This is a genomic window from Hymenobacter sp. 5317J-9, assembly GCF_022921075.1.
Lineage (GTDB): Bacteria > Bacteroidota > Bacteroidia > Cytophagales > Hymenobacteraceae > Hymenobacter.
Genome location: NZ_CP095050.1, coordinates 4,369,712 through 4,382,173, shown reverse-complemented (window position 1 = coordinate 4,382,173; position 12,462 = coordinate 4,369,712). Strand labels below are relative to the sequence as shown.

Sequence of the window (12,462 nt, the reverse complement as noted above, 5' to 3'; positions counted from 1 at the left end):
TTTTTGCAACGTGAATCGGCTACTTCACATTCACGACATTCATGGCCCGTTCCAGGCCCAGCGCACCAAATGCCAGCACGGCATCGGCGGCTTTCTCGACGCGGGTCGGCAGTTCAATTAATTCGTCGGCCGAAAACGGGTTCAATACATAGTCTACCTGCCGGCCTTTCGGAAAGTTAGCGTCCACGCCAAAGCGTAGGCGGGCATATACATCGGTGCCCAAAGTGGCCTGAATGTCTTTCAGGCCGTTGTGGCCGCCGGCCGAGCCCTGGCCTTTCAGCCGCAGCTTGCCAAAGGGCAGGGCCAGGTCGTCGGTCACGACCACCATGTTTTCGACCGGGATTTTCAGCGTGGCCAGCCAGTGCGCGGCGGCTTTCCCGCTGAGGTTCATGTAGGTGGTGGGCTTCACCAGCACGTATGTATGGCCTTTGTGTTTGATTTCGGTGGTGAAGGCGTGGCGGCCTATTTCAAAGCGCGGCGCATCGAATTTGGCCGCCAGAAAATCTGCCACCATGAAGCCGATGTTGTGCCGCGTGTCGGCATATTCGGGCCCGATATTGCCCAGACAGAGAACCAGAAATTTCATAATAGCAGAAAAACTAAACAGGCAGTAAGCCGGGCGCAATAAATAAAAAGCCGCCCCAAAATTGGAGCGGCTTTTTTGAAACAGCAGTAAGTCGTCCACAAAATCCGACCAATTCGAAAATTCGTCGACTCCGTGGGGCAGAATTACTTGTTGGCAGCCATTTCGCCTTTCAGCGCACGCGGGATGGCGATGGTCGCAATCGGAGCAGCGGCGTTGGTCAGGATGGTGTAGTTCTTCGGCTCCACGGCGCCCACCTTGATGGATTTGCCGAGTTCGAGGCCGCTGATGTTCACTTCCACGTAGTCGGGGAGGTTGTCGGCGGTAGCGCGCACTTTCACTTTGCGCAGCTTGCTCACCAGCTTGCCGCCGGCCAGCACGCCCGGCGACACGCCCACGTACTTCACGGGGATGTCCATTTTCACCTCTTTGCCTTCTTCCAACTCGAGGAAGTCAACGTGGAGGAGCATTTCGTTCACGGGGTGGAATTGGGCGTCCTGCACGATGGCGCGGTAGGTGGTGCCTTCCACGTTCAGGTCCACAATGTGAGCCTCCGGCGTGTACAACAACTCGCGGAACAGGATAGCGGGCACGGAGAAGTGCACGGTCTCTTTGCCGCCATACAACACGCACGGTACTTGGGCGTCGAGGCGCAATGCCTTGGCGTCCGTCTTACCGAGATTCGCTCTTTTAAACCCTACAATCTCGAGGCTTTTCATAAAAGTGGTTTTTGAAGATAAAAAAATGACCCGTTTGCTCCCGACGTTGGGGGCAAACGGGCCGCAAAGGTAGGGGCTTTTGGGCTAAAAAACCAGCGCTTTACGAAGAATTAAGCTAGTTGGCCGGCACGCTCTTCAACTGCTCCTGCACCACTTGCTGGGCCAGCAGGCGGTTGTTGAGCACGCGCAGGTAAGATTTGGCTTGCCCGTTGTTGCACGTGAAAGCCGACTTTTTGGCCCAGTCAATGGCGCCGGGCAGGTCGCCGCGCACTTCGCTGGCCACGGCCAAGTTAAAGAACGCGCGGCCGGCAATTTTAGGGTGCAGGTTGCGGGCCGCCTGCTGCCAGATGGTTTCGGCGCCGGCCCAGTCGCCGGCTTCGGCCCGCACGGCGGCCTGCTTCATGAGGGCGTCCTTTTTAGCGGCGGTGAAATAGTCGCGGTTGAGGTCGACGTAAGAGGGCGCGATGCGGCGCGCATAGCCGTCGCCGGCGCGCACGGCCACCCGCCGGATGCACTCTTCGGGCGGGGGCAGCTGGCGCAGGGCGTCGCGGTAAGTATCGCCGCTGCCCCGGAACGCGAGTTGGTCTTCCTGCCGGGCCTGGTCGAGCACGAAGCCTTGGGCGGCGCCGTAGGTGCGGAAGCCGGTCACCACTTTCATCACCAGCTCAACGCTCACCGTAGGCACCTGATGTTCCTTGCCTTCCTTGTCTTTCACAGTGCGGGTGCCGTTGGTGCGGCTCAGGGCCATGTCCGAGTCGAAGGCTTCGAGCACCACCAGGCCGTCGACCTGCGTGCGGCGGCACAGGTCCTGCACGTAGCGCGGGGCCAGCGGCGGCAGAAAAAACTCGCGGCTGCGGCCCAGCAGCTGCAGCTGCGCCTGCGTCACCTTAAAACGGTAGCTGTTGTTGGCCAGCGCCTGGCCCACCACGTTCACGCACTCGTCGGCGCCGGCGCGGTCCACGCCGATGCCCTCGCCGGTGAAAGCGCCTTCAAGCACATCAAAAAATTTGTCGCGGCGCGATTCCGGTACAATGCGGTTGGCAGTGGCCACGCTTTGCAGGTTGGCCGGCATGGGCACCGCTGCCGGCGCCAGCGCCCGAATGTGAACTGAGGAAGCGCAAGCACTGAGCAGCAGCGCCATGAAAAGGGTGGAGGCAGCAGAGTAAAGCTTGTGCATCGCAATTGCAGAAAGAGGTTCCAGTTGGGAAGTCAGTTCTACAAAATTGTGCCAGTTTTTGGGGATGGAAGGGGAATTGCGCCGAAAAAAGCACGTCATGCCAAGCCCAGCTCAGCATGACGTGCTGCTATTCAATCCCAGGCCGTTCTACACAAACAGCGAGCTGATGCTCTCGTGCGTCACCACGTTGCGGATGGCGGCCGCAAAGAGCGGCGCCAGCGTGATGACATGAATCTTCTCGTTTTCCTGGCGCAGCGGGATGGTGTCGGTCGTAATCAGCTCGGTGAGCACGCTGTTGCGGATGCGCTCGTGGGCGGGGCCACTCAGCAGCGGGTGCGTCACCACGGCGCGCACCGACTTGGCCCCGCGCTCCATCACCAGCTCGGCGGCTTTGCAGATGGTGCCGGCGGTGTCCACCATGTCGTCCACGAACACCACGTCCATGCCCTTCACGTCGCCAATCACCTGCATTGAGGCGATTTCGTTGGCCCGCAAACGCATCTTGTCGCAGACCACAATTTCGGCCCCGAACTTCTTGGCGAAGGCCCGGGTGCGCACCACGCCGCCCACGTCGGGCGAGGCGAAAATCAGGTTTTCGAGGTTGAGCGACTTGATATAAGGAGCCGTGACGGTGGCGCCATCCAGATGGTCGACCGGGATGTCGAAGAAGCCCTGAATCTGGCCGGCGTGCAGGTCGCAGGTCATCAGGCGGTCGGTGCCCACGCTCTGGATGATGTTGGCCACCACCTTGGCGCCGATGCTCACGCGCGGCTTGTCTTTGCGGTCTTGCCGGGCGTAGCCCATGTAGGGCATCAGAATGTTGACCTTGTGGGCCGAGGCGCGCTTGGCGGCGTCCACCATCAGCATGAGCTCCATGAGGTGCTCGGCGGGCGGGGGCGTGCTCTGCACCAGGAACACCTCACAGCCCCGCACGCTTTCGTTGAAGCTGGGGCCCATTTCGGTGTCGGCGAAGCGCTGCAGGGTGAGGTCGCCGAGGGTGGTGCCGTAGGCGGCAGCAATATTTTCGGCCAGAACCTGGGAAGCGCTGCCGGCGAATATTTTGACCTGTTTCATAGGGGAAGGTGCTGAGAGCGGGAATGATGCGCGGAAGGCGGCTGGCGGCAAAATCGCTGCCGACAGCTTGGGGGAAAAAGAGAAAGGCGCCGGCCTCTCCGACAGGGGAGAAGCCAGCGCCTTTCAGTTGCTATGCGAGCGGTGTCGTTGTCCGACCAGGGCTCGAACCTGGACTTTCTTGAATCAAAATCAAGCGTGTTGCCGGTTACACCATCGGACAATTTCCCAGCGAGCTACGTGCCGTTTGGGAGTGCAAATGTACTACTGGAAAAATTTCGGACAAGGGTTGGAGCAAAAAAATCTGAAGAAAAAAATCAGCCACGGCGCTCGGAATGCCGCTAAAAACTCATGATTGCCTGATTTTCACCGGTCCAGCCCCGCGACAGGAGTGAGGCTGCGGGCGCAGCTTCCTGAGCGGCAGGGTTGGAAAAACCGCGCTTCTGCCGTAATTTTGCGGCCTGAAAAACTGCATAACTTCATCATAAATACAACCAAATGGCCAATACCGGCAAAATCACCCAGGTTATCGGGCCTGTTGTGGACGTGAGCTTCACGGGTGAGAACACGAAGCTGCCCAATATCCTCGACGCCCTCGAAGTCACGAAAGACAACGGCCAAGTGGTAATTCTGGAATGCCAGCAGCACCTGGGCGAAGACCGGGTGCGGACCATTGCCATGGACTCGACCGAAGGCCTGACCCGCGGCGCCGAAGTGCGCGACCTGGGCGCCCCGATGTCGATGCCGACCGGCGACGCCGTGAAAGGCCGCCTGTTCAACGTAATCGGCCAGGCCATCGACGGCATTCCCCAGCCGAAATCGGAAGGCTCGCTGCCCATTCACCGCCTGCCCCCGGCATTCGAGGACCTGGCGACGTCGTCGGAAATCCTCTACACCGGCATCAAGGTGATTGACCTGCTGGCTCCTTATGTAAAGGGCGGTAAAATTGGTCTGTTCGGCGGCGCCGGCGTGGGCAAGACCGTGCTCATCATGGAGCTGGTGAACAACGTGGCCAAGGCCTACGAGGGCTTGTCGGTGTTTGCCGGCGTGGGCGAGCGTACTCGTGAGGGCAACGACTTGCTGCGCGAATTCATCGAATCGAACATCATTCTCTACGGCGAGGCCTTCAAGCACTCGATGGAAGAGGGCGGCTGGGACCTGAGCAAGGTGGACCAGAACGAGCTGCTGAAGTCGCAGGCTACCCTGGTGTTCGGCCAGATGAACGAGCCCCCCGGAGCCCGCGCCCGCGTGGCCCTGTCGGGTCTGACCATTGCCGAGAGCTTCCGCGACGGCGACGGCACCGGTGCCGGCCGCGACATCCTGTTCTTCATCGACAACATTTTCCGCTTCACGCAGGCGGGTTCGGAAGTATCGGCTCTGCTGGGCCGGATGCCTTCGGCCGTGGGCTACCAGCCCACGCTGGCCACCGAAATGGGTGCCATGCAGGAGCGTATTACGTCTACCAAGCGCGGTTCCATTACCTCGGTGCAGGCCGTGTATGTGCCGGCCGATGACTTGACTGACCCGGCTCCGGCCAACACCTTTGCTCACTTGGACGCCACCACGGTACTGAGCCGCAAAATCGCCGAGCTGGGCATCTACCCCGCTGTGGACCCGCTGGACTCGACCTCGCGCATTCTGTCGGCCGACGTAATCGGCAATGAGCACTACAACACCGCCCAGCGCGTGAAGGAGATTCTGCAGCGCTACAAAGAACTGCAGGACATCATCGCCATCCTGGGTATGGACGAACTCTCCGAGGAGGACAAGCAGGTAGTAAACCGCGCCCGTCGCGTGCAGCGCTTCTTGTCGCAGCCTTTCTTCGTGGCCGAGCAGTTCACCGGCCTCGCCGGCGTGCTGGTTGACATCAAAGACACCATCAAGGGCTTCAACGAAATCATCGACGGCAAGTACGACCACCTGCCCGAGGCGGCTTTCAACCTGGTGGGCACCATTGAAGATGCCCAAGCGAAAGGCGAGCGCCTGATTGCCGAAGCTAAGTAATGTAGTGCTTGGAGCTTAGTGCTTGGTGCTTGGGTTGTTCTCGCAATCCCAGATACCAAGCACTAAGCACCAAGCTCCAAGCACCAAAAAAAATATGCATTTAGAAATCATCACCCCCGACCGCAAGGTTTTCGAAGGCGAAGTGACGTCGGCCCAGTTTCCGGGTACGGATGGCTTGTTTGAAGTGCTGAACAATCACGCCCCGCTGATTGCCGCCCTGCAAGCCGGCCAGGTGACGCTGACCGGCCCGGCCGGCCGCGAAGCCATCCGCATCGAAGGCGGCGTGGTGGAGGTGCTGCGCAATAACGTGATTGTGCTGGCCGAAGGCGCCATGGCGTAAGCATCAGCCGTAAGGTACCAAAAGCCGTTTCTGCTTCGCAGGAACGGCTTTTTTTGTGCGCCGCGGCGGCCAAACGCCGGCTGACGCGTATAGGCAATATTCTATGCTGACGTAATTGCGCCACTATGCACAAACCTTCTGAACCCTTTATTGCCGTCGAGAATATTTACACGCCCCGCCAGCGCTATGTATTGCTGGTGGCCTCATTGCTGGGCTTGGCTGCCCTCATGGTATTCGGGCTGGCGCAGTACCTGACGGCGTTTTTGGCGGCGGGCATTCTGTTCGTGGTGTTTCGGCCGTGGTGGGTGGCGCTGGTGCACCGGCGGCGCTGGAACCGGCGCTTGGTCACCATTCTGCTGCTGCTGGTGACGGTGGTGGTGCTCGTGATTCCGTTCTACGCCCTGAGCTCGCTGCTGCTCGACCGGTTGGTGCGGTTTGCCCAAAACCCGGAGCAGATTCTGGAGGTGGTGCACAAGGTGGAGCGGGCCGTGGGATTTAAGATAACTGAACAGTTTAATGTGCGGCAGGTGCTGCTGCAGGGCGGCGCCAAGGTGAGCAGCTGGCTGCCCACGCTGGCCAGCAGCGCGCTCAACTTTCTGGTCATCGTGGGCCTGATGCTGTTCACGATGTACTACATGTTCATGCAAGAAACCTACTTTCTGCTGGGCCTGCACCGCTACCTGCCGTTTCGCAACGAAACGCTGAAGGAGCTGGGCGAGTCGCTGAAAAACAACGTGAACGCCAACGTGCTAGGGCAGGTGGTGGTGGCGCTGGTGCAAAGCATATTGACGGGCGTTACGCTGTGGATATTTGGCGTGCCCGATGCGCTGTTCTGGGGCGTGGTGGCGTTTTTTATGGCGTTTCTGCCGGTACTGGGTACGCCGCTGGTGTGGGGGCCGGCGGCGCTGTATCAGTTTTCGCAGGGGCACAACGGGCAGGCCATCGGCATTCTGCTGGCGGGCTTTATTGTCATTATCAACGTCGACAACCTGCTGCGCATCGTGCTGGCCAAGCGCATGGGCGACATTCACCCGCTGGTGACGCTGGTGGGGCTGGTGCTGGGCGTAGAGATTTTTGGGCTGATTGGGCTGGTGGTAGGGCCCTTGCTGGTGTCGTATTTCCTGGTGCTGATGGAGGTGTTCCGGCGCGAAAACCGGGCGACGAATAAGGCCGTGGCCGGGCCGCTGTAAAGCCGGGCTTGTGCCGACCTTTGCGCCACCACGTGCTTCATCCCACCCATGGACTTCTCGACCATTCAGCCCAAAGTCACCCCCATCTACCAAACCTCGGTTTTCAAGTTCGAGGACCTGCACGCCATTCAGGAGTACATCGACGACCCGCAGAGCCGCTACATGTATTCGCGTAACGGCAACCCCAATTCCGACGAGCTGGCCGAGGCTGTGAGCCGCTGGGAGGGCGGCACCGGGGCGGTGGTCACGGGCTCGGGCATGGCCGCCATTTTCGCGGCGCTGATGACGTATTGCCGGGCCGGGGACCACGTGCTGTGCGCGGCCGACATCTACGGCGGCTCGGCGGCGCTGCTCAATCTGGAGCTGGCGCGGCTGGGCATCACGGTGAGCTACGTGCCGTTTGAGGAGCTGTATGACCTGAAGGCCCACGTGACGCTGGCAACCCGGCTGCTGCTCTGCGAAACCATGAGCAACCCGCTGCTGCGCGTGGTGGACCTGCACCGCGTTGCCACCGAATGCCACGCGCACGGCCTGAAGCTGGTGGTCGACAACACGTTTGCCTCGCCCGTGCTCACCAAGCCGCTGGCATATGGTGCCGACCTAGTGATGCACAGCGTGACCAAATACCTCGCCGGCCACTCCGACGTGACGGCCGGGGCCGTGGTGGCCCGCTCGGCCGAAGATGCCGCGCGCCTGCGCCAAATCGTGACGGTGTACGGCCTCACCCTAAGCCCCATGGAAAGCTGGCTGAGCGTGCGCGGCCTCAAAACGCTGCGCCTGCGCATGGCCGCCCACTCCGAAAATGCCTGGCTGGTGGCCGAGTTTCTGGACGAGCACCCGGCCGTGGAGGCGGTGTATTACCCGGGCCTGCCCGCGCACCCGCAGCACGCGCTGGCGGTAGCGCAGGGCGGCGGCCGGTTTGGCGGCATGATATCGTTTCGGCTGGCTGATGAGGCGGCCGTGAACCGGTTTATGCAGCGCAGCCAGCGGTTTCCGTTCGCGCCTTCGCTGGCGGGTGTGGACTCGTCGTGCTCGCACCCGCTCACTACCTCGCACCGGGCCCTGACCGAGGCGCAGCGCGCCGAGTTGGGAATCACCGTAGGACTGGTGCGCCTGAGCGTGGGCATCGAGCCCGTGGAAGAGTTGCTGGCCGACCTGGCCCAGGCACTGGAGTAATAATCCAAGCAGTTTATTCTCTCGCGGGTGCCCGAAATGCTTGGGTGCCCGGCCCTTCCTGCCTACCTTCATTATACCAAATGAAGAGGCCCTCGATTTACGTAGAAGCCCGAATGCGCTGCTCCATGGAGCAGCTGTGGGCGCACACCCAGCAGCCCGAACTGCACCAGCAGTGGGACCTGCGCTTCACCGAAATAGAGTACTTGCCGCGCCCATCGGAGGCCGAGCCGCAGCAGTTTCTGTACGCCACGCGCATCGGGTTTGGGCTGGGCGTGGCCGGCTGCGGCGAAAGCCTCGGCACGAATGAGAAGAACGGAGAGCGTACCTCGGTGCTCAAGTTTTGGTCTGACGAAAAGGTGTCGCTGATTCGCGAAGGCGCGGGCTTCTGGAAGTACGTGCCAATGGAGGACGGCCTGCGGTTTTTCACGCGCTACGATTACCAGACGCGTTTTGGCGCGGCGGGGGAGTGGCTCGACCGGCTGGTGTTTCGGCCGCTCATCGGTTGGGCCACGGCCTGGAGCTTCGACAGCCTGCGGCTGTGGCTGGAGCAGGGGCAGCGGCCGGCGGTATCGCGGGCTTTGGCGCTGATAACGGCTCTGGTGCGGTTCACACTGGGCTTTGTGTGGATGTATCAGGGCGTGGTGCCCAAGCTGCTGTACCCGGACACCGGTGAGCTGAGCATTTTGCAGGGCGCGGGTTTTTCGGCGGGCGCGGCGCGCACCGTGGCCTCGGCGGTGGGCGTGGGCGAAATCCTGTTCGGGCTGCTGTTTTGGGTGCTGCCGATGCAGCGGCTGCGGCCGGTGTACTGGCTGAACATGCTGGGGCTGGTGGTACTGGGCGCGGGGGCGCTATTCAGCCAGCCGGCGGTGTTTGTGGCGCCTTTCAATCCGCTCACGCTGAACCTGGCGCTGGTGGCGCTGGCCGCGGTGGCGCTGCTGATTCCGACGGAACTAGTGCCCAGTGCCACGCGGTGCCTGCGTCGGCCGATGGAAAGCCCGCGCACTGCCGCGAGCGTGCCGCGGGAAAATCCCGTAGCCACTGCTTAACATTCACTACGTTTCCTGCCATGTCTTCCATCTATCAGCAGCAGCTGGGCGCCGACTTTGAGAAGCTGCACCCGCGCATTCAGGAGCGGCTGGGCTTTAGCAGCGGCGACCATCGCGCGTTTGTGGGCGAGGGCGTGATGGAACGGGTGTGGCACGGGCCGTTTTTCACGCAGCCGTTTTTGCGAGCGGGCTTGGCGCGCCACATCACCTTCCCGGAGACGGGGCATAATGTGCCGTTTCGCATCGAAAACTACGCGTACCAAGATCCCTTGGGCCGCGAAACCGTGACCTGGATTCGGCGCTTTCATTTCCCGGAGCACACCCGGTGCTTCGATGCCACGATGATTCGCAGTGCCGCCCGCCAGTCGATTGTGGACTACCTGGGCACCCACCAACACGTGGCCGTGGACATTGACATGGCCGTGACCGAGCGGGGCGGGCTGCGGCTGCGCTCGGGTGCGCAGCGCTTCCGCGAAGGCCGGCTGGCGTTTCGCCTGCCCGGCGTGCTGGCGGCGCTGGCCGATGTGGAAGAGTGGTACGACGATGCCGCCGACTGCTACCGCATTGAGGTGGTGGTGCGCAATCCGGTGCTGGGCAAGCTGTTTGGCTATACGGGTTCGTTTCGTTCTTCCTGGCACAGCGTGGTCCCGGAGCACATTCCGGCGCACGCCTTGCCGCTGCGGTATGAAGCCCGGGAATAAACCTCATTCAATTCCATGAAACTCGAACTTACTCCTGCCCAGCGGCGCGTGGAACTGGCCCGGCCCGGGGTGCTGCTGGCCCTGTATGTGGGCTGCGCGCTGGCCGGCTGGTGGTGGCTGGCCGTGCCGCTGGCCGCCGTGGTGTGCCTGGCGGCTTTTGTGATGATGCACGACGCCATGCACAACTCCCTGGGCCTGCCCAAGCCCGCCAACGAGCGAGTGCTGACCCTGGCCGGGCTGCTCATTCTCAAAAGCGGCCACGGCTTGCAGGTGACGCACCTGCGCCACCACGGCCGCTGCCTCACCGAGGCCGACCCCGAAGGCGCGCCGGCCACCTGGAGCTTCTCGCGGGTGCTGTGGCAGGGGCCCTGGCACACGCTCATGCTGCGCCGCGAGTCGTTGCGCATTGCTCCGAATACGCGCCGCATTCAGCTCATCGAAACCGGGCTGACGCTGGCGTTGCTGCTGGCTTTTGTGGTCCTGTACTGGGCCACGGGCTCGCTGGTGGGGCTGGTGTACTGGGGCGTGGCCTTCGTGATGAGCGCGACGATGCCCATCTGGGCGTCGTATGTGCCGCACCACGTGTCGTCGCGCAACCCGGCGGCGCGCACGGCCGCGGCCCTGGCCCAGGCCTGGACGCCCATCACGGCCTCGTTTGCCTTTCATCACCTGCACCACCACTACCCGCGCGTGCCCACGGCCCTGCTCTACCGCGCCGCGGCCGAGCTGCCCCCGCCGCCCGAGGAGGAGCACCACCACCACTAAGGAAAATAAAAAAGGCCCCTGTGCGTACACAGGGGCCTTTTAGGTAAATAGCCATTCGGCAATAAGCCACGGCGGCGTTGTGGTGGCTTCCTACAGCTTGTCCGACACCGAATCGGAAATCTGGCGGCCGGTGCGCAGGGCCTGGTATTCGGCCTGCTGCGCACGAATGTTCACTTTGTCGTCGAACGAGAAGCTGCCGCGCAGCTCTTCGTAGCGCCCGTTGAGGCGGCTGAGCACGGCCGAGGCGGTGGTCCAGTCGCTGGGCTTCCAGCCTTGGCGGTCGCTGTGCACGCGGTCCATGAAGCGGCTGTAGGCGTCGAGCAGGCCGGTGGTGGTGAGGGTGGAAACCTTGGTCTGCTTGCGCAAGAAGGTGCTCACCTGGGCATCGGTCGCGGTGGTGCTGGCGGGGTAGTCGATGGTGGTGGGCGTGGTGGTTTTGGTGGTCGTGGACGACGGCGCGGCGGTGCCCGCCGGCACGTAAATGGTGCGCGTGGTGCGCCGGATGACTTTGCCGGTGGCCGGGTCCAGGTCTTCGGTTACTTCGGTTTGGGGCTGCATGCCGGGCGGCACCGTAGCGGGAGTGGTGGCCGGGGCCGGCGTGGTGGTGGTTTTGGTGGGCGTGGTCTGGGCGGCGGCGGCCAGCGGCAGGGCCAGCAGGAGGGCCGCGAAAAGGCGAAGGTTTTTCATGGAAATAAAAAGATGGATGCCCCTTTAACGGCAAACACCGTGCTACGGTGTGCGCTAGGTTGGTAAACAAAAAAGCGCTACTCTTACGCCGCCGCTGATAGTCAGCGCGTGACCACTTCCGCGGTCTACCGTTTTCTCTTTTTTCTTCCCCCATGCAAGGCGCGTACTCTACCTATTTCGACAACCCCTTCCTGGCCTTGCGCATGGCGCGGCCCGCCTACAAAGCCCAGGCCGAATACGCCCTGCGGGCCGGCCGCGAGGCCGCCCTCGGCGCCGCGTTTGCCCCGCTGCTGGCCGAGCTGGAAACCGCCATTGCCGGCTTCGACGAAAACCTGACCGACCGCAACCAGCCCACGGCCGGGGGCACCGACGCCTTCCGCCAGGCCCGCGCCGAGTGGCTGCTGTTCGTGGACGACGCCATGAAGGACCACGTCACGCCCAAGCTCCGCAAGCTGCCCGTCTACGCCGACTTCAAGAAGTTTGGCAAGAGCCGGCTGGCCGAGCTGGCCCAGCCCGAGCTGCTCACCGCGTCGCAGGCCCTCGTGGCCCTGTACCGGGCCCAGCAAGCCGCCTTGCCCGCCGAGGTGGCCGCCGGCGCCCAGGCCCGGTACGCCGCCCTGGTCGCCGCCGATGCCGCCCGCGACGCCCGGGCCGCCACCATCGCCGACGCCCGCCTGGAGCTGGCCGACGACCGCGCCGCCATTGCCCGCGCCCAGCGCCGCTTCAAGGCCCAGCTGGAACTCACGTACGACGACGCCGAGAAGGTGTACAGCTTCTTCGATTTCTCGGCGGCCAAGCTGCCCAAGGCCAAAAAGAAAGCCGCGGACGGTCCCTCGCCCGTCCAGCCCTAGCGCGAGCTCGCCGGCCGCTGCCGGTCCATACGCAAGGCCTCCGCGAGGACTCGCGGGGGCCTTTGGCGTTGCCGGAAGCGGGCAACGAGGACTCGCGGCCCGGTTCCGAAACACCGGAAATGCCCCGCGAGTCCTCGTTGCCCGGTTCTGGA

13 protein-coding genes and 1 tRNA gene are annotated in these 12,462 nt (G+C 62.7%); 8 read left to right on the top strand and 6 right to left on the bottom strand.

The genetic code is table 11. The features are described from left to right. Positions 1–19: 19 nt before the first annotated feature. The 5 genes from pth to MUN81_RS18375 form a co-directional block, all read right to left on the bottom strand. A complete protein-coding gene (gene pth, locus MUN81_RS18395; protein WP_245113118.1) occupies positions 20–586 on the bottom strand; it encodes an aminoacyl-tRNA hydrolase in 567 nt (188 codons plus the stop codon). A 143-nt stretch (positions 587–729) separates the two neighbouring features. Continuing rightward, positions 730–1,302 (bottom strand): 50S ribosomal protein L25/general stress protein Ctc, encoded by a 573-nt coding sequence (locus MUN81_RS18390; protein ID WP_245113116.1) that lies wholly within the window; start codon positions 1,300–1,302, stop codon positions 730–732. Positions 1,303–1,417: 115 nt separating this feature from the next. Then, positions 1,418–2,479, bottom strand: a complete 1,062-nt coding sequence (locus MUN81_RS18385; RefSeq protein WP_245113115.1) for a DUF6340 family protein — start codon at positions 2,477–2,479, stop codon at positions 1,418–1,420. 147 nt (positions 2,480–2,626) lie between these two features. Continuing rightward, positions 2,627–3,553 carry a ribose-phosphate pyrophosphokinase gene (locus MUN81_RS18380; RefSeq protein WP_245113113.1) on the bottom strand — a complete coding sequence of 309 codons (927 nt, stop codon included), beginning with the start codon at positions 3,551–3,553 and terminating at the stop codon, positions 2,627–2,629. Positions 3,554–3,700: 147 nt separating this feature from the next. Further along, a tRNA-Gln gene (locus MUN81_RS18375) sits at positions 3,701–3,773 on the bottom strand. 275 nt (positions 3,774–4,048) lie between these two features. Here MUN81_RS18375 and atpD point away from each other — a divergent pair. The 7 genes from atpD to MUN81_RS18340 all read left to right on the top strand — a co-directional run bounded on the left by atpD (position 4,049) and on the right by MUN81_RS18340 (position 10,772). Beyond that, positions 4,049–5,554, top strand: coding sequence for a F0F1 ATP synthase subunit beta (gene atpD, locus MUN81_RS18370; protein ID WP_245113111.1), 1,506 nt, complete (start codon positions 4,049–4,051; stop codon positions 5,552–5,554). A 94-nt stretch (positions 5,555–5,648) separates the two neighbouring features. Beyond that, positions 5,649–5,894 carry an ATP synthase F1 subunit epsilon gene (atpC, locus tag MUN81_RS18365; RefSeq protein ID WP_245113110.1) on the top strand — a complete coding sequence of 82 codons (246 nt, stop codon included), beginning with the start codon at positions 5,649–5,651 and terminating at the stop codon, positions 5,892–5,894. Between the two features lie 125 nt (positions 5,895–6,019). Then, on the top strand, positions 6,020–7,084 hold the full coding sequence (locus MUN81_RS18360) for an AI-2E family transporter (RefSeq protein WP_245113108.1): 1,065 nt from the start codon (positions 6,020–6,022) through the stop codon (positions 7,082–7,084). 48 nt (positions 7,085–7,132) lie between these two features. Continuing rightward, positions 7,133–8,260 carry an aminotransferase class I/II-fold pyridoxal phosphate-dependent enzyme gene (locus MUN81_RS18355; protein WP_245113106.1) on the top strand — a complete coding sequence of 376 codons (1,128 nt, stop codon included), beginning with the start codon at positions 7,133–7,135 and terminating at the stop codon, positions 8,258–8,260. An 80-nt stretch (positions 8,261–8,340) separates the two neighbouring features. Continuing rightward, positions 8,341–9,306, top strand: coding sequence for a DoxX-like family protein (locus MUN81_RS18350; RefSeq protein WP_245113105.1), 966 nt, complete (start codon positions 8,341–8,343; stop codon positions 9,304–9,306). Between the two features lie 20 nt (positions 9,307–9,326). After that, on the top strand, positions 9,327–10,007 hold the full coding sequence (locus MUN81_RS18345) for a DUF4166 domain-containing protein (RefSeq protein WP_245113103.1): 681 nt from the start codon (positions 9,327–9,329) through the stop codon (positions 10,005–10,007). 15 nt (positions 10,008–10,022) lie between these two features. Further along, complete coding sequence (locus tag MUN81_RS18340) at positions 10,023–10,772, top strand: fatty acid desaturase (protein ID WP_245113102.1); 750 nt, start codon at positions 10,023–10,025, stop codon at positions 10,770–10,772. A 90-nt stretch (positions 10,773–10,862) separates the two neighbouring features. Here the strand turns inward: MUN81_RS18340 and MUN81_RS18335 are convergent, their stop codons facing one another. Beyond that, positions 10,863–11,459, bottom strand: coding sequence for a hypothetical protein (locus MUN81_RS18335; RefSeq protein WP_245113100.1), 597 nt, complete (start codon positions 11,457–11,459; stop codon positions 10,863–10,865). A 152-nt stretch (positions 11,460–11,611) separates the two neighbouring features. On the opposite strand from MUN81_RS18335, the gene MUN81_RS18330 reads away from it, so the two are divergent. Continuing rightward, on the top strand, positions 11,612–12,310 hold the full coding sequence (locus MUN81_RS18330) for a hypothetical protein (protein ID WP_245113099.1): 699 nt from the start codon (positions 11,612–11,614) through the stop codon (positions 12,308–12,310). The last annotated feature ends 152 nt before the right edge of the window (positions 12,311–12,462 follow it).